The organism is Amycolatopsis sp. NPDC098790 (genome assembly GCF_044759945.1).
Lineage (GTDB): Bacteria > Actinomycetota > Actinomycetes > Mycobacteriales > Pseudonocardiaceae > Amycolatopsis.
The window spans coordinates 346,181-361,387 of record NZ_JBIWAI010000007.1 but is presented as its reverse complement, the minus strand read 5'-3'; the positions used below and the strand labels follow the sequence as shown (position 1 = coordinate 361,387).

Sequence of the window (15,207 nt, the reverse complement as noted above, 5' to 3'; positions counted from 1 at the left end):
TGCGGTGGAGCCATGGGACCGATGAGGAAGATCTTGCCGGCGGCGCTCGCCGTGGCCGCCGTGATGTCGGGGGTGTCAGCCGCGGCCGAGGGGACGTCGGTGGCGTGGGGACCGTGCCCGGCCGACGTCGCCAAACCCGGCTTGCAGTGCGCGACCCTGGACGTGCCGCTGGACTACCGGCACCCGGACGGGCGGACGATCAGCGTCGCGCTTTCGCGGCTGGCGAGCGCGAACCCCGCGCAGCGCCGCGGTGTCCTGCTGGTCAACCAGGGCGGGCCCGGCCTGACCGGCCTGGACTTCCCGGTGTCCCTTGTGGACGCGGGACTGCCGCAGGCGGTGCGGGACGCCTACGACGTCATCGGCTTCGACCCGCGCGGGGTCGGCCACAGCACGCCGGTGACCTGTGACATGACGCCGGAGCAGACCGTGGAGAGCGTGAACCCGCCGTTCCCGTACGGCCCGGCGGACGTCACGAAGGCGGCCGAGAGCGCGAAAACCGTTGCCCGGCAGTGCTTCGCGGCGGAGACGGCGGCGCTGCTGCCGTTCATCACGACCGCGAACACCGCGCGCGACATGGACCGGATCCGGGCGGCGCTGGGGGAGCCGAAGCTGTCGTACTACGGCGATTCCTACGGGACCTACCTCGGCGCGGTGTACACGACGCTCTACCCGCAGCGCAGCGACCGGATCGTGCTGGACAGCAGCCTGGGCCCGGACGGCTACGACGCCGAGGCGTTGCGAAGCCAGGGGTTGGGGTTCGAGACGCGGTTCCCCGACTTCGCGAAACTGGCCGCTTCCTCGCCCGCGGAGTACGGCCTGGGGGCGACTCCGGCCGCGGTGCGGGCGAAGTACTTCGAGCTCGCCGAGCGGCTGGACCGCGTGCCGGCGCAGGGGTACGACGGCACGACGTTCCGCATGATCACCGCGGCCCTGCTCCGGGCGGACGTCGCACTGCCTGCCCTTGCCAGGCTGTGGCACGACCTCGACGTGAATCGGCCGACGGCGCTCGCGGCCGCCGGTTCCGAGGCCGATGACAACTTCCCGGCGAGCTACCTCGCCGTGGTGTGCGGGGATTCGCGGTGGCCGCAGGCGGTGGAGACGTACCAGCGCGCGGTGGCGGTCGACCGGATCCGGTACCCGATGTACGGCCCGTACGCGGCCAACATCCGGCCGTGCGCGTTCTGGCCGGGGCCGGTGGAGCCGAGGGTGCGGATCACCGGCCGCGGCCCGTCCACGGTGCTCATGCTGCAGAACCTGCGCGACCCGGCCACGCCGATGCCCGGCGCGGTCGCTCTGCGCGCGGCGTTCGGCGACCGGGCCCGGCTGGTGACGGCGGACCAGGGCGGTCACGTGGCTTACCTCAACGGCGCGAACCAGTGTGCCAACAACGCGGTGAGCGATTACCTCGCGACCGGCCGTCGGCCGGCGCACGACACCTTCTGCCGAGCCTGAGCGAACGCGCTCACCAGCAGGTGAAGTGGGTTCGGCTCAGCGCGCACTGTGAGTCGAGTCGTCTCAGAGGATCCGCACGTCCGGGTCCTCGGTCACCGACCGCAGCGCCGTCAGCGTCGGGTGGCCTTCGGACAGCAACCGGGCGTCGCTGTCCGGCGGCAGCTCGCCCTCGACCGTCACGGCGGTGAGGCTGATCGCGCCGTCGTCGCCGTTCTCGATGTGGCTGCGGACCGTTCCGAACTCGGCCAGCCCGGTCTGTCGCGGCGTCCCGACCTCGGCCCGGTCGGGGACGTTCAGGTTCAGCACCGTCCCGGCCGGCAACGCGGCGAGCCGGTCGAACAGCGTCGCCGCGACCGCGACCGCGGTGTCCCAATGCGGGTTCGGACCCGGCTCCAGGCCGACGTCGAGCGACACCGCGAGTGCGCGCGCCCCGTTGAGGGACGCCGTCAGCGCCGCGCCCACCGTGCCCGAGTGCAGCACCGCGCGGCCCACGTTCGCGCCGCGGTTCACCCCGGACAGCACGACGTCCGGCGGATCGCCGAACGCCCCCTGCGCCGCCGCCAGCGCGATGAGCCCCGGGTGCGCGGCGACCGCGTGGGCCGGCACCCCGGGCAGGTCCGGCAGCTCGCGCCGCTCGACGGCGATCCGGCCGTCGTCGCCGGCGGCGGACAGGCCCGCGCTCGTGCCGCTGGCTTCTTCCGACGGCGCGGCGACGACGACCGTCCAGCCGTGCGCCACCGCGCCGCGGGCCAAGGCCAGCAGTCCCGGTGAGCCGATCCCGTCGTCGTTCGTGATCAACGCCCTCATTCGCCGTCCTCCCAGTTCTTGAGGCGCACGCGCCCGGCCAGCTCGCGCACCGCCGCGCCGCTGCCCGACCCGAGGCCGTGGCGCGTCACGTTCGCCGCTCCCGCCGCCGCTCCGAGCTTCAGCGCCTCTTGCGGCGACAAGCCCTGAGCCAGGCCGACCGCCAGCCCGGCGGTCATCGAATCACCCCCGCCGCGCGGGTCCACCGGGGTCAGCGCGGGCGACTCGACGAGCCACAACTCGTCTTCGACGAGCGCCAAAGTGTCCTCAGCGGCCCGCGACACGACGACAACGCGAGCGCCGGACTTCTTCGCCACCTCGCGGCAGCCGTTCGCCAGGTCGGCCACCGCGTCCGACTCCGCCAGCCCGTCGGCCACCAGTTCTTCGTGGCTGACCTTCACCACCTCCGGGCCGCCCGCGAGCGCGTGGGCGAGCCGTTCCCCGGACAGGTCCACGACCACGCGGACGCCCTGGCCGGCGAGGTCGCGGGCGAGCCGCTCGTACACCGAGTGGGGCACCGGGACGTCGTCCTCGGCCGGGCCGCTGAGCACGGTGACGTCGGAGTTCAGCGCCGCGACCAGCGTCAGCTCGTAGAGGTCGTCCAGTTCGTGCCGCGACAACGCGTCCGCGGGCATCCGCACCACCTGATCGCGCTGGCCTTCCCGGCGGTCGTGCACGTAGGCGCCGTTGCGCGCGGCGACTTCGCGCACCCGCAGTTCGACGCCGATCAGGTGCCGCAGCACCCGGCCGGTCTCTCCACCGAGCGCGCAGCACAGCACGGGAGCGGCGCCGAGCGACTCGACCATCCTCGACTGCCACACCCCCTGCCCGCCCGCGTGCACGTGGACGTCCGGTACACCTTCGAGTTCTTCCACCGTCACGGTCAGTTGCGGAGACGGCGCGAACACCGCCACTCGGCCCTCGGTCATGGCGGTCTGATACCCGTTTTGCCGGATTTCATGACAACGCGGACCAAGTCGTCGCGCGCTACGGTGGCCTGACGCCGGTCGAGCGGGCGGGAACGGAGTCGCCGGGATGAGCGGGCTGACGGGGCAGACGGTCGTACTGGTCGGCGGCAGCGCCGGCATCGGGTTCGAGACGGCGCGGCTGGCCCGCGCCGAGGGCGCCGAAGTCGTGCTCACCGGCCGCTCGCCGGACAAGCTCGCGAAGGCGGCGGAAGAAGTCGGCGCGCGCAGCACGGCCGCGTTCGACGTCGGCGATCCGGCCGCCGTGGCGGGTTTCTTCGCGGCTCTGCCCGGCACGATCGACCACGTGCTGGTCACCGCGGGCGGGCCGCGCTACGGGCCACTGCTGGAGATGAGCGCCGAGGACGTGCGCACGGCCGTCAGCGACCACATCGTCGTCGCCCTGGAGGTCGCCCGCCACGCCGCCCCGAAGATGCGTCCCGGCGGGACGCTCGTGCTGATGGGCGGCACCGGCGGGCGCCGCATCGGCCACGGGCTCGGCATCGTCTCGGCGGCGACCGCCGCGCTGCCGCCGTTCACCGCGGCGCTCGCGCTCGAACTCGCGCCCGTGCGCGTCAACCTGATCGCCGCCGGGTTCGTCGACACGCCGCTTTCGGCGACGCTGCTGGGCGACCAGCTCGAGAACCGCCGCGCCGAGCTGCGCGGCACGCTCCCGATCGGCCGGGTGGTCGGCCCCGCCGACGTCGCCGCGCTGGCCGTCCACCTCATGACCAACACCGCGCTGACCGGCGCGACCTACGACATCGACGGCGGCCAGCAGTTCGTCTGGTGAAGTCCGCCGCGCGCCAAAGCCCACGACGACTGGGCGCGCGGTTTCCTAGCCGAGCACCCCGACGCGGTGGTGCTACCTGGTGCCCGGGATGAGGAAGTCACCCGCATCGTGCGGTTCCGGTTCTGAACCGGGCGGGGTCATGTCCCCCGGCGGGTGACCGTCCGGAATGGACACCGGTGGCCGGTTCCTTCACCCCACGGGGCTGAGGGCCCGGCGCCAGTAGCCGGTGACGCTGCGCCGCAGCCGCTTGGTGTCGACGCTCTGGGGGTCGAGCAGGCGCTGCAGCGCGATCCCGCGCAGCTGGCCGACGACGGCGACGGCGACCTGGCCCGGGGTGACGCCGGAATCGATGGTGCCGTCGGCGATGCCCGCCTGGACGTCGTCGCTCAGGTCCTTGCGGAAGGCGGCGTCGCGCTCGCGGAAGATCGGGGCCAGCTCCGGCTGGGTGGCGGATTCGGCCCACAGCACCAGGAATGCCTGGTTGAACACGCCGATCCGGCCCAGCTCGCCGAGGTAGCCGTCGATCAGCCGCAGCAGGCGGTCGAGGCCGGGTGGTACGTCTTCGAGGCCGGGGACGAACCCGGTCTGGGTAGCGCGCGCCAGCCGTTCGACCAACGCCTGCTTGGCGCCGAAGTGGTGGGTGACGATGCCGCGGCTGTAGCCGGCGCGCTCGCCGACGCGGGCGAGCGTCAGGGAACGCACGCCCTGTTCGACGACCAGTTCGGCGGCGGCGGTCAGCAGGGCGGTTTCCGCTTGGTCGCGGCGTTCCTGTTGGGTCGGCATGGGGTCAGTCTAGCAACGTAACTTGCGTGTTGATCAACAAGTATATTTAGAGTGGTGGCACACCGACCTGAGAGGTTCCGATGATCGAAATCGAAGACCGCGCACTCGACGCTCTGCTCGCCGACGACCCCGGCGGCCCCGTCGTGATGCTGAACCTGTTGCGGTTCCGCCCGGACGGCGGCCGCGAAAGCTACCAGCGGTACGCGGAAGCCCTCGGCCGCTCGGTCAACGTCCGCTACGGCTTGACGGTCGAGTACCTGGGCGACGGCGGGCGGGCGCTGGTCGCCGAAGAGGGGCAGGCCTGGGACATGGTGGTGCTGGTCCGCTACCCGGACCGGCAGGCGTTCGCCGCGATGCTGCGCGACCCCGAATACCGGGCCGTCGCCCACTTGCGCGGCGACGCACTGCTGGAGTCGGTCCTGCAGCCGACCACGCCGGTCGGCCTCTGATGCCCGCGGTGTTCGTCCACGGCAATCCGGAGACGGCGGCGGTGTGGGAGCCGCTGCTGGCCGAGCTGTCCGCCGTCCGGTCCGATGTCGTCTGCCTTTCCCCGCCCGGCTTCGGCGCGCCGCTGCCCGACGGATTCGGCGCCACCCATGCGGACTACCGCGACTGGCTCGTCGGGGAGCTGACGGCGTTCGGCGAGCCGGTGGACCTCGTCGGCCACGACGTGGGTGGCGGGCACGTCGTGAACGTGGTGCTGAGCCGTCCCGATCTGGTGCGCAGCTGGGTGAGTGACGTGCTCGGCATCTACGACCCCGGGTACGGATGGCACGAGCTGGCCCGGCGGTGGCGGACGCCGGGCGCCGGCGAGGCGGACGTCGCGGCGCGCTTCGGCGGGACGGTCGAGGAGCGCACGGCGGTCCTCGTGGAACGGGGGATGGGCGAACAAGTCGCCGCTCGCGTCGCGGCGGGTCAGGACGCGGCGATGGGCCGGGCGGTGCTCGCGCTGTACCGCTCGGCGGGCACGCCGGGCCTCGGGCTGCCGTTGGAACGCGCGGCGGCCCGGCCGGGTTTGGCGATCCTGGCGACGGCGGACCGTGTTGTCGGCACCGAGGAGCAGCGCCGCCGGGCGGCCGCCCGCGCGGGGGCTCGGGTCGCCGTCCTCGAAGGCTTGGGGCACTGGTGGATGACCGACGACCCGGCCCGCGGTGCCGCGGTCCTCGCCGGGTTCTGGGCGACCGGGACCGGGTCGGACGGCTGACGTGAGTCCCTCGGCCGGACGTCGGCACCCGTTGCGCCATCTGGGTTTCCCGCGACCCGGGTCGAACAGCTGATCGACTGCGGAACCTTGTCCTATATGGACTCAGTCGGTCCATGCGTGGTGAACTAGCAGGTCAGAGCCGTCTTCACGAGTTTGAATCGTCGCGCCGGTGCCGGACGGGCCGATGCGGCCGGAAGACTTCCTTGGCGACACAACGGAGTTCAGGGTCACCCCTGTTTGGATTTTGTGGCGTCCTGGTAATACTCTGTGTGACGTCGGCCGATGGGCCTGACGGCTAGTTCCACTATGGAGGACTGGAATGACGAACAAGGCCCAGCTGATCGAGGCGCTGTCGGAGCGTCTGGGCGACGACAAGAAGGTGGCTGCGCAGGCCGTTGACGGTCTGGTGGACATCATCATCCGGACGGTCAACAAGGGCGAGAAGGTCAACATCACCGGCTTCGGCGTGTTCGAGAAGCGCGCTCGCGCCGCTCGTACCGCGCGCAACCCGCGTACCGGTGAGGCCGTGAAGGTCAAGAAGACCAACGTTCCCGCCTTCCGCGCCGGCACGACGTTCAAGGACGTCATCTCCGGTTCGAAGAAGCTCCCGAAGGCCACCCCGGTCAAGCGCGCCACGGCGACCGCGACCCGTGCGACGGCGACGAAGACCGCGGCTGCCGCGGCTCCGGCCAAGGCGACGACGGCCCGCACCACGCGTGCGGCGGCGGCCAAGCCGGCCACGACCACGCGGACCCGCGCCACCGCGGCGAAGCCGGCCGCGAAGGCCACCGCCACCAAGGCGACCGCCACGAAGGCGGCCCCGAAGACCGCGGCGGCGAAGACCACCGCGGCCAAGGCCACCACGGCGAAGGCGACCACCACGCGGGCGAAGGCCGCCGCCAAGCCGGCCGCCGCGAAGACCGCGACGGCGGCGAAGAAGCCGGCCGCCACCAAGGCCCCGGCCAAGCGCACCTCGGCCGCTGCCAAGAAGAAGTAACTCCCGCTTCACGTCGAAGGGCCCCGCACCGTCCTGGTGCGGGGCCCTTTGTCATGGCGGTCGAGAGTTTGTCGGTCAGCGGCGTGCTCGACTTCCGCCGCGAAAAGCGGATCGAGCAGAACGCGCTTCGCGAGCGTTGTTTACATGGATTCCTCAGCGAAGCGGCTCATGCCCTGGACGTCTCGAACACCCGGACAAAGGCCGCGCCCGCGAACCAAGGCGTCAGCGCCGGCTCGTGTTCGAGAGCCCGCCCGTATGCCTCGGAGGCTTCGGCGGCCGACGAGAGCCGGCGGGTCCGGGTGGCTCCCGAGGTCTCGAAGTGCGACGGGTCCGCCGCGCAGCGCTGGACGGCGCAGGGCTTCGGGGGAACCAACCGGTGGCAGTTCGCCAACGAGGCGAGCCACCTGTGCTTCGACACCTTCGACGGCGCCTTCAACGGTGCGCGCCTCCTGCAAAACCAGTGCGCGCCGATCAGCAACGACCAGTTCAAGAGCAGCAGATCGCTGCCGGACGTCGTGACGTTGATGGCCAGGGTCGGGTTCCGGGACACCGGCTTCTGCATCGACGTGCCGGGCAACGCGGGGACGCGGCGGCTCGCCGTGCAGCTGTTCCAGTGCAACAACACCGACGCTCAGAAGTGGCTGGTCGGTTTCGCGTGATGTGAGGGGTCTCCGTTGGCGGCGAGGACGGGTGGTCCTGGCCGCCAACGGGGCCGCGCGCCTCGATCTCTCCCCAGTGATCTCGCGGCCACCGCCTTACTTCTTGGCGGCGGCGACCTTCTTGCGCGGGGCGCGCTTGCGCGGCGCCGCCGGAGCCTCGGTCTCGGCGACCTGAGCCTGCTCGTAGGCCGCGATCACCTCGGACGACAGGCGCCCGCGCTCGGAGACCTCGTAGCCGTTCGCGTTCGCCCAGGCGCGGATCTGCTGGTTGCGCTCGCGGTCGGTCGTGCTCGTCGTGGTCGACTGCCCGGTGGCGACGCGCACCTTGCGGCCGCCGACGCGCCGGCCGGCCGCGATGAAGCGGGCGAGCTCGTCGCGCAGGGCGGCGGCGTTGTCGTCCGAAAGGTCGATTTCGTAGGTGACGCCGTCGAGGCCGAACTGAACGGTCTGGGCAGCGGTGCTGCCGTCGATGTCGTCCAGGATCTCGACGAGGACTTTCTGGGCCACGGGAATGCTCCTCAAGCTGGATGTGCGTCCGGGGAACGTGACGTGTGACAAGTTGCACAATGACCGACGTTCTCCGGTGGAGTGTATCCACCCGGGGATCGGTACGGCAATTTCCCGGGGACTTCCCGCGATTCGGCGGTCCTGATTGGACGTACCGCGCCGGTTCCGCGGAGGAGCCCGGCGCGGCGGCCGGGTGTCAGGTCCCGGACGGCGTCGTGCCCTGCTCGCCGTGGTGGTAGGGCGGATCCGTCTCGAGCGCCTCGTCGGCCTTCCCTTCGGCGGGATCCGCGAGCTGGGCTTCCGCGGCGGCCTCTTTGGCCTCTTCGATGTGCTGCCGCGAGCGGGCGAGGTCCGCTTCGGGGGCTTCGTGGTTGTCGTTCGCCGCCATCACAACTCCTTGCCGGGGGCAATTCCGTGGTGTGTGGTTACCCGCCCGGCGGGACGGCAACCGTCGGGGCGGGTCGATTCTTTCGGCGGGATTACGAAACGGGGCGGGAAATCGCGGCCACGGGCGGTGTGGGTGCGTGGGCTGGGTCTGGAGGGGCATTCGGGCGGCCTGAGGGCGGCTGAGGCGCTTCGCGCAGCCCAGTTGGGGTTGTGGTCCGCCTGCGCGGTGACGGCGGGTGTGGGTCGCTTAGAGGCAGTTTCGCCGGAGTCGGCCTGTCCCCTGCCTGGGGGAACCCGGGTGTCGAGTTGCCGTGGCAGAGCTTCGCCGGAGGCCGGCCTAGGCAGAACTCGCCGGAGCCGTGGGTGTTCCACCTGCGCCGCGCGGGGAGGTGAAATCGCCGAAAGTTCCGCCGTGAATTCTTTCGCTCTTCACCTGCTGTCCGGTGAGCGGATGTCCGGGACCGGTTCCGCTTCCCCCGCCCGTTGGACACCGTTCCCTGGAACGCCGAAGGGCCCCGCACCAGCCGGTGCGGGGCCCTTCCGGGGTGAAGCCGGAGTTACTTCTTCTTGGCAGCCGACGTGCGCTTGGCCGGGGCCTTGGCGGCTGTGGTCTTCTTCGCGGCGGCGGTCTTGGTCGCGGCCGGCTTGGCGGCGGCCTTCGCCCGCGTGGTGGTCGCCTTCGCCGTGGTGGCCTTGGCCGCGGTGGTCTTCGCCGCGGTCTTCGGGGCCGCCTTGGTGGCGGTGGCCTTGGCGGCCGGCTTCGCCGCGGTGGCGCGGGTCCGCGTGGTCGTCGAGCGCGTGGTGGCCGGCTTGGCGGCAGCGGCGCGCGTGGTGCGGGTCGTGGTGGCCTTCGCCGGGGCGGCGGCCTTGGTGGCGGTCGCGCGGGTCGTCGTCGCCGCGGTGGCGCGCTTGACCGGGGTCGCCTTGGCCAGCTTCTTGGTGCCGGAGATGACGTCCTTGAAGGTGGTCCCGGCGCGGAAGGCGGGCACGTTGGTCTTCTTGACCTTCACGGCCTCACCGGTACGCGGGTTCCGGGCGGTGCGGGCCGCACGGGCGCGCTTCTCGAACACCCCGAAGCCGGTGATGTTGACCTTTTCGCCCTTGTTGACCGTCCGGATGATGATGTCGACGAGACCGTCAACGGCCTGCGAAGCCACCTTCTTGTCGCCCAGACGCTCCGACAGCGCCTCGATCAGCTGGGCCTTGTTCGTCATTCCAGTCCTCCATAGTGGAACTACTAGTCACGGCCCATCTCGGCCGACACTGCACACGGTATTACCAATACCGCACAAAATCCAACCGGGGATCGAAATATTTCCTTGCGAGGACGCTGGTTCCGCCTCCCGAGGGACGTCCGTGAGACAAGTCCCGGAATGGAACCCGGACGTCGACCATGGCTCTGATCAGGCAAAATGCTGTGCGGAGCCGTCCACAGTGGTCGTCCATAAAGGACCCGGAGGCCGTTGGGCGACTTTTTTGCGCGACACGCCGATGAGAGGTCTCCGGGCGTGTGGCTGAGGCCACGCCGACCCCGATCCCGCGCTGCGGCGGGGGTTCCCGGACCCGCCGGCGGACCCCGGATCAGGCTTGTCCGGGCGCCGCCGGGGATCTCGCCGCGGAGCCCGGGAGGGCCAGCCAGCCGATCGCGTAGGTCTCCTTCACCGAAACTTCGACGGGGCGGAACGCTGCCGCGTCGATCGACGGCGTCTGCCGGACGACTTCGTCGTGGAACCAGGCGGAAGTGATCCCCGCCAGCGGAGCCGATGACGCCGACAAGGCGGCCTTCACCTGCGCCGCTTCCAGCAACCGGAAGGCGTGGTTGATCGACGGTGCCGTAACGCCGAACTCGTCGTGGACGACCTCTCCGGCGTGCAGGGCCAACCGCAGCCGCAGCTGTTCCTCGGCCCGATGCCGGGCGTTGTGGTGGTGCAGCCTGCGCACCAGTGCGCGTGGCAGGGACGCTGCGATGGGCCCTTTGGGGATTTCGGGCGGAACCAGGACCAGCACGCCGTCGCCGCAGTCGACGTGCCGGCAGTCCTTCCACGGCAGGCCCGCGTCGGCGAAAGCCCGCCGCAGGGCCTGATACAGCGCTTGCCGCAGGACCAGCCGGTGCCCGCTGGTCCGGCGGGTGTCCCCGTACCCGCAGACGTCGACCACGACGATCGTCCGGTGGACTGCCTGGCGGGGACCGGGTTCGCGCCTGCCCACTCAGATCACCTCCGTCGCGGTGAAGATCTTCCTCAACCGCGTGAGGGCGCGGTGCTGGGCGACGCGGACGGCGCCGGGCGTGGAGCCGACCGCGTCCGCGGTCTCCTCCGCCGACAGACCGACGACCACGCGCAACACCACGATCTCCCGCTGCCTGTCCGGCAACAGTTCGAGCAACTGCGACATCCGCTCGTTCAGCTCACCTTGCAGCGCCCGCTGCTCGGGGCCGACCCCGCCTTCGACCTCGTCGGGGATTTCGGCCACCGGCTCGGCTCGGTTGCGCGCCGCCGCGCGGTGCGCGTCGGCCACCTTGTGCTGGGCGATCCCGTAGACGAACGCCAGGAACGGGCGGCTTTGGTCGCGGTAGGAGGGCAACGCCGTCAGCACCGCCAGGCACACTTCCTGCGCGACGTCGTCCGCGGACGCGAACGAACGCTCACGCCTGCCGACCCGGGCGCGGCAGTACCGCACCACCAACGGGCGGATGGCCGCGAGCAGCCGCTCCACTGCTTGGGGATCTCCCTCGACAGCAGCGGCGACCGGCTCGTCCAGCCCGTCGACGACGGTGCTCGGGCCGCCGGCACCACGAGCGGAAGCCGTGGCGGCAATCGGGAGCGCGACAGTGCGCAGGGCGGCGGCCTGCCGCACGATGTTCCGCCGGAAGGCTTCCGTGCGCACCTCGTTGTCCAGGTCGGGCTTGAAGAGACTGTCGAGGTAGCCGTCCACGGCAGCGCTGCGCCGGATGAGCTCGTCGTCGTTTCCTCGGCTGATCATCGGTCCCTCCCTTCGAGTTTCGCCGGCAACCGTCTGCGGCCCCGGGACACCCTCTGCTCGGCCGCGTTGACCGGGATGTCCACCTCGAGGTGAAGGTCGGGCGAACCCCAGGTCGTCTGGCGCAAACGGTCACCGAGCTGCTGGATGTCCTCGTTGTCGAACCGCTGCTGGTGCCGCCGCGCGCTCATCACCATGTACCGCACCGTGCGGTACAGCCACGCGCTCTCGTTCCGGACCGGATCCTGGCCGGGCCGCTTCAGAGGACGCATGACCAGCTCGGCGACCGCGTCGTCCGCGAACGTCCGCGCGTCCGTGACGGAACTGCCCAGCCTCACGGCGAACGTGGCGAGATCGACGTAGTAGAGCTTGCGGAGGCTCATCGCGCGCTCGGCCAACGCGCGTTCTGCTTCACCGGTGCCGTCCGTCACGCCGGATCCGGATGTTCGGGCGCCGGCGGAAATCCGTGGGACGGCTCGGTGCACCGTGCGGTGTCGGACATCTGTTCGGCCGGTCTGCTCATCGTGGACTCCTTCGTCACGCCCATGTCGGTAAGTGACGGAAAAGCTCCGCGGTGACAAAGGATCTTCCCCACAGGGTGAACTCACTCGTTCGGCCCAGCGTGACGTCTCGGCCACCCCGCACGCACAACGCCGTGTTGGGCGCGGGACTGTCGGTGCGGCGGGCTAGTCTGCCGCGGGAGGAAGACCCGGGTGCGACAGGGAGAACCGTGGACCAGGAGACGCTCACCACCGTGGTCGGCCGGGTGGCCGGGACCGAGGACTCGACGCCGCTGCAGTTCCACGTGGCCATCGATCCCGAGGCCTACCTGCAGCTCGACGACGTCGTCGTCACCCGGCGGGAACTGCCCGGTCTCGGGGAAGTCACGTCCTACGGCGTCGTCACGCAGGTGAGCGCGCGGCACGAAGGCGCCAGCTTCGGCAGCGACGTCTTCCTGATCTCCGACGGTGTCCTGCCCGCGCAGGTGCAGGAGATCGCCGAGATCGCCACCACCCGCGTCGAACCCGAGTGCTACGTGCCACCGAAGCCGGGCAGCCAAGTCTCCCGGGCCGTGGGGGAGGATCGCGCGCAGGCGCTGTACTTCGACAACATGACCCGCCAGGTGGCCGTCGGGCTGGGGCGGGACGGCGAACCCGTCTACCTGAACCTGGACTTCCTCGACGGCACCCGCGGCGCGCACGTCAGCATCTCCGGTGTCTCCGGCGTCGCCACCAAGACGTCGTTCGCGTTGTTCCTGCTGCACTCGATCTTCCGCGGCGGCGCCCTGCCCAACGCCCACAACGCCAAGGCGCTCGTCTTCTCCGTCAAGGGCGAGGACCTGCTGTTCCTCGACACCCCGAACATCCACTTGGACGAGAAGCTCAAGGCCGAGTACGCCAAGCTCGGCCTGCCCGCGGAGCCGTTCGCGTCCGTCGGCTTCTACGCGCCGCCCACTCCGTCGGACACCACCGGGAAGCCTTACGTCACCGGGCGCACCTCCGGCGTCGGCGCCTTCTGGTGGACCATCGCGGAGTTCTGCGCGAACGACCTGCTGCCCTACGTCTTCGCCGACGCCGAAGACGAGCGCAACCAGTACACGATGGTCATCCACCAGGTCGCGAACCGCTTGCGGCTCGACAGCACCCCGGCGGGCAAGGACGGCGCCGCGAACGTCGACGGCGTCCTGTGCCGTACCTACGCCGAGCTCATCGACGTCGTCTGCGAGCGGGTCACCGACGAGGAAACCCGCGCGAGCTGGGCGGGTGCCGTCACCGGCGCCGGCACGGTCAACGCCTTCATCCGCCGCCTGCGCTCCAGCCAGCGCGCGCTCAACGGCCTCATCCGCGGCGACCTCGCCGACCACTCCGCCCGCAAGTTGTCCACGGAGAACCAGCAGGTGACCGTCGTGGACATCCACAACCTCGTCGAGCGCGCGCAGCGGTTCGTCGTCGGTGTCACGCTCGCCGCGGAGACCGCGCGCAAGGAAGCCGCCGGCCCGGGCGGGTTGCTGTTCACCATGCTGGACGAGCTGAACAAGTACGCCCCGCGCGAAGGCAGCAGCCCGATCAAGGAAGTCCTGCTGGACATCGCCGAACGCGGCCGTTCCCTCGGCGTCATCCTGATCGGCGCGCAGCAGACCGCCTCCGAGGTCGAACGCCGGATCGTCAGCAACAGCTCGGTGCGGATCGTCGGCCGCCTCGACGCCGCCGAGGCCTCGCGCCCCGAGTACGGCTTCCTGCCGCAGAGCCAGCGCGTCCGCGCGACCCTCGCCACGCCCGGCACGATGTTCGTGAGCCAGCCGGAGATCCCGGTGCCGATCGCCGTCGGCTTCCCGTTCCCGGCCTGGGCCACGCGGCTTTCCGAGGCCGGGCGGATCCCCTCGGCCACGGCGACGTCCAAGAAGTCCGATCCCTTCGCCGGCCTGCCGACGCGCGGCAGCGACCCGTTCGGCGACGACCCGCCGCCGTTCTGAGCCCGCCGCCCGCTGCCCGCACGGAAGAACGGAAGGACGAAGCGTGAAGTTCCTGCACACCTCCGACTGGCACGTCGGCAAGACGCTCAAGGGCCGCAACCGCCTGGACGAGCAGCGTGCGGTGCTCGGCGAGATCGTCCGGATCGCGCGGGACGAGCGGTTCGACGCGATCCTCGTCGCGGGCGACCTCTACGAGACGTCGGCGCCGTCGGCGGCCGCGCAGGAGCTCGTGGTGCGGGCCCTGATGGCGCTGCGCGAAACCGGTGCCGAGGTCGTGGCCATCGCCGGGAACCACGACCACGCGGCGACGTTCGAAGCCTATCGCCCGCTGCTGAAGGCGGCGAGCATCCAGCTCACCGGCGACCCGCGCCCGGTTCACGACGGCGGCGTCTACTCGTTCGACGCGCGGTCGACGGGCGAACGCGTCAACCTCGCCGTGCTGCCCTTCCTTTCCCAGCGCTACGCGGTCCGCGCGGCCGAACTGCTCGCCGGGACCCCGGCGGACAACGTCGGCGAGTACGACCAGCGCGTGCGCGACATCCTGGAGCACCTCAAGACCGGGTTCACGCCCGGCGCGGTGCACCTCGTCATGGCGCACCTGACGGTGACCGGCGGGACGATGGGCGGCGGCGAGCGCGCGGCGCAGTCCATCTTCGAGTACCACGTGCCGGCCACGGCGTTCGGCGCCGACCCGCACTACGTCGCCCTCGGCCACCTGCACCGGCGCCAGTCGCTGCCCGCCGCGTGCCCGGTGCACTACAGCGGTTCGCCGTTCGCGGTGGACTTCGGCGAGCAGGACAACAAGAGCGTCGTGCTGAGCGTCGAAGTGACGCCGACGACGCCGGCGAAGATCACCGAACTCCCCATCACCGCGGGGCGGCGGCTGCGGACCGTCCACGGCACGGTGGCGGAGCTGGTCGGCCGCGCGGAGGAGTTCGGCGAGGACTACCTCCGCGTCTACGTCCGCGAAGCGACCAGGGCGGGGCTGCGCGAGGAGGTCCAGGAAGCGCTGCCGAACGCCCTGGAAATCCGCATCGACCCGGAATTCGCGGCTCCGGTGACGACCTCGGGCGGCGACCGCGCGATCGCGGACCGTTCGCCGGGGGAGCTGTTCGCGAGCTACTGCGAAGAGCGGACGGTCGAGGACAAGCGCGTCCAGTCGCTCTTCGCGCGGCTGCACGACGAAGAGACGAGCGGGGTGTGA

At 71.1% G+C, this 15,207-nt stretch carries 17 protein-coding genes; 8 read left to right on the top strand and 9 right to left on the bottom strand.

From position 1 onward, the window contains the following. Window positions 1-21: 21 nt before the first annotated feature. Window positions 22-1,452 (top strand): alpha/beta hydrolase, encoded by a 1,431-nt coding sequence (locus ACIQWX_RS42495; RefSeq protein WP_400883985.1) that lies wholly within the window; start codon window positions 22-24, stop codon window positions 1,450-1,452. Window positions 1,453-1,515: 63 nt separating this feature from the next. Here ACIQWX_RS42495 and surE read toward each other — a convergent pair whose 3' ends face one another. Both surE and ACIQWX_RS42485 read right to left on the bottom strand, forming a co-directional pair. Continuing rightward, window positions 1,516-2,259, bottom strand: coding sequence for a 5'/3'-nucleotidase SurE (surE, locus tag ACIQWX_RS42490; protein WP_400883983.1), 744 nt, complete (start codon window positions 2,257-2,259; stop codon window positions 1,516-1,518). Further along, window positions 2,256-3,170 carry a PfkB family carbohydrate kinase gene (locus tag ACIQWX_RS42485; RefSeq protein WP_400884347.1) on the bottom strand — a complete coding sequence of 305 codons (915 nt, stop codon included), beginning with the start codon at window positions 3,168-3,170 and terminating at the stop codon, window positions 2,256-2,258. The genes surE and ACIQWX_RS42485 overlap by 4 nt, the downstream gene beginning before the upstream one ends. Before the next feature lie 121 nt (window positions 3,171-3,291). Here ACIQWX_RS42485 and ACIQWX_RS42480 point away from each other — a divergent pair, with 121 nt between their 5' ends. After that, the gene (locus ACIQWX_RS42480; RefSeq protein ID WP_400883981.1) at window positions 3,292-4,014 is read left to right on the top strand and encodes an SDR family NAD(P)-dependent oxidoreductase; all 723 of its coding nucleotides are present in this window, start codon (window positions 3,292-3,294) and stop codon (window positions 4,012-4,014) included. 189 nt (window positions 4,015-4,203) lie between these two features. Here the strand turns inward: ACIQWX_RS42480 and ACIQWX_RS42475 are convergent, their stop codons facing one another. Continuing rightward, the gene (locus ACIQWX_RS42475) at window positions 4,204-4,797 is read right to left on the bottom strand and encodes a TetR/AcrR family transcriptional regulator (protein WP_400883980.1); all 594 of its coding nucleotides are present in this window, start codon (window positions 4,795-4,797) and stop codon (window positions 4,204-4,206) included. An 80-nt stretch (window positions 4,798-4,877) separates the two neighbouring features. Here ACIQWX_RS42475 and ACIQWX_RS42470 point away from each other — a divergent pair, with 80 nt between their 5' ends. The 4 genes from ACIQWX_RS42470 (at window position 4,878) to ACIQWX_RS42455 (ending at window position 7,657) form a co-directional block, all read left to right on the top strand. Further along, window positions 4,878-5,246: a DUF1330 domain-containing protein gene (locus tag ACIQWX_RS42470; RefSeq protein WP_400883979.1), complete on the top strand. Its 369-nt coding sequence runs from the start codon at window positions 4,878-4,880 to the stop codon at window positions 5,244-5,246. Further along, the gene (locus ACIQWX_RS42465) at window positions 5,246-6,001 is read left to right on the top strand and encodes an alpha/beta fold hydrolase (RefSeq protein WP_400883977.1); all 756 of its coding nucleotides are present in this window, start codon (window positions 5,246-5,248) and stop codon (window positions 5,999-6,001) included. The genes ACIQWX_RS42470 and ACIQWX_RS42465 overlap by 1 nt, the downstream gene beginning before the upstream one ends. A 319-nt stretch (window positions 6,002-6,320) precedes the next feature. Beyond that, complete coding sequence (locus tag ACIQWX_RS42460; protein ID WP_400883976.1) at window positions 6,321-6,998, top strand: HU family DNA-binding protein; 678 nt, start codon at window positions 6,321-6,323, stop codon at window positions 6,996-6,998. Window positions 6,999-7,051: 53 nt separating this feature from the next. Further along, window positions 7,052-7,657 (top strand): RICIN domain-containing protein, encoded by a 606-nt coding sequence (locus ACIQWX_RS42455; protein WP_400883974.1) that lies wholly within the window; start codon window positions 7,052-7,054, stop codon window positions 7,655-7,657. Window positions 7,658-7,753: 96 nt separating this feature from the next. Here the strand turns inward: ACIQWX_RS42455 and ACIQWX_RS42450 are convergent, their stop codons facing one another. From ACIQWX_RS42450 to ACIQWX_RS42425, 6 genes are all read right to left on the bottom strand, one after another. Next, window positions 7,754-8,164, bottom strand: a complete 411-nt coding sequence (locus ACIQWX_RS42450; protein ID WP_400883973.1) for an Lsr2 family protein — start codon at window positions 8,162-8,164, stop codon at window positions 7,754-7,756. 196 nt (window positions 8,165-8,360) lie between these two features. Next, window positions 8,361-8,552, bottom strand: a complete 192-nt coding sequence (locus tag ACIQWX_RS42445; RefSeq protein ID WP_400883971.1) for a hypothetical protein — start codon at window positions 8,550-8,552, stop codon at window positions 8,361-8,363. Window positions 8,553-9,108: 556 nt separating this feature from the next. Then, the gene (locus ACIQWX_RS42440) at window positions 9,109-9,765 is read right to left on the bottom strand and encodes an HU family DNA-binding protein (protein WP_400883969.1); all 657 of its coding nucleotides are present in this window, start codon (window positions 9,763-9,765) and stop codon (window positions 9,109-9,111) included. A 367-nt stretch (window positions 9,766-10,132) separates the two neighbouring features. After that, window positions 10,133-10,759, bottom strand: a complete 627-nt coding sequence (locus ACIQWX_RS42435; RefSeq protein WP_400883967.1) for a hypothetical protein — start codon at window positions 10,757-10,759, stop codon at window positions 10,133-10,135. Further along, window positions 10,760-11,368 carry an RNA polymerase sigma factor ShbA gene (shbA, locus tag ACIQWX_RS42430; RefSeq protein ID WP_400884346.1) on the bottom strand — a complete coding sequence of 203 codons (609 nt, stop codon included), beginning with the start codon at window positions 11,366-11,368 and terminating at the stop codon, window positions 10,760-10,762. A gap of 161 nt (window positions 11,369-11,529) precedes the next feature. Further along, window positions 11,530-11,961 carry a sigma-70 family RNA polymerase sigma factor gene (locus ACIQWX_RS42425; protein WP_400883966.1) on the bottom strand — a complete coding sequence of 144 codons (432 nt, stop codon included), beginning with the start codon at window positions 11,959-11,961 and terminating at the stop codon, window positions 11,530-11,532. Window positions 11,962-12,260: 299 nt separating this feature from the next. Between ACIQWX_RS42425 and ACIQWX_RS42420 the strand changes: the two genes are divergently transcribed. Together ACIQWX_RS42420 and ACIQWX_RS42415 are read left to right on the top strand one after the other, a co-directional pair. Next, the gene (locus ACIQWX_RS42420) at window positions 12,261-14,003 is read left to right on the top strand and encodes an ATP-binding protein (protein WP_400883965.1); all 1,743 of its coding nucleotides are present in this window, start codon (window positions 12,261-12,263) and stop codon (window positions 14,001-14,003) included. 43 nt (window positions 14,004-14,046) lie between these two features. Then, entirely contained in the window at window positions 14,047-15,207 is a 1,161-nt protein-coding gene (locus ACIQWX_RS42415; RefSeq protein ID WP_400883964.1) for an exonuclease SbcCD subunit D, read from the top strand.

Coding starts and splice junctions, on each gene's coding strand:
- ACIQWX_RS42465 (WP_400883977.1), top strand. CDS start 5,246: ATGCCCGCGGTGTTCGTCCACGGCAATCCGGAGACGGCGGCGGTGTGG.
- surE (WP_400883983.1), bottom strand. CDS start 2,259: ATGAGGGCGTTGATCACGAACGACGACGGGATCGGCTCACCGGGACTG.
- ACIQWX_RS42495 (WP_400883985.1), top strand. CDS start 22: ATGAGGAAGATCTTGCCGGCGGCGCTCGCCGTGGCCGCCGTGATGTCG.
- ACIQWX_RS42475 (WP_400883980.1), bottom strand. CDS start 4,797: ATGCCGACCCAACAGGAACGCCGCGACCAAGCGGAAACCGCCCTGCTG.
- ACIQWX_RS42470 (WP_400883979.1), top strand. CDS start 4,878: ATGATCGAAATCGAAGACCGCGCACTCGACGCTCTGCTCGCCGACGAC.
- ACIQWX_RS42460 (WP_400883976.1), top strand. CDS start 6,321: ATGACGAACAAGGCCCAGCTGATCGAGGCGCTGTCGGAGCGTCTGGGC.
- ACIQWX_RS42455 (WP_400883974.1), top strand. CDS start 7,052: ATGGCGGTCGAGAGTTTGTCGGTCAGCGGCGTGCTCGACTTCCGCCGC.
- ACIQWX_RS42480 (WP_400883981.1), top strand. CDS start 3,292: ATGAGCGGGCTGACGGGGCAGACGGTCGTACTGGTCGGCGGCAGCGCC.
- ACIQWX_RS42445 (WP_400883971.1), bottom strand. CDS start 8,552: ATGGCGGCGAACGACAACCACGAAGCCCCCGAAGCGGACCTCGCCCGC.
- ACIQWX_RS42440 (WP_400883969.1), bottom strand. CDS start 9,765: ATGACGAACAAGGCCCAGCTGATCGAGGCGCTGTCGGAGCGTCTGGGC.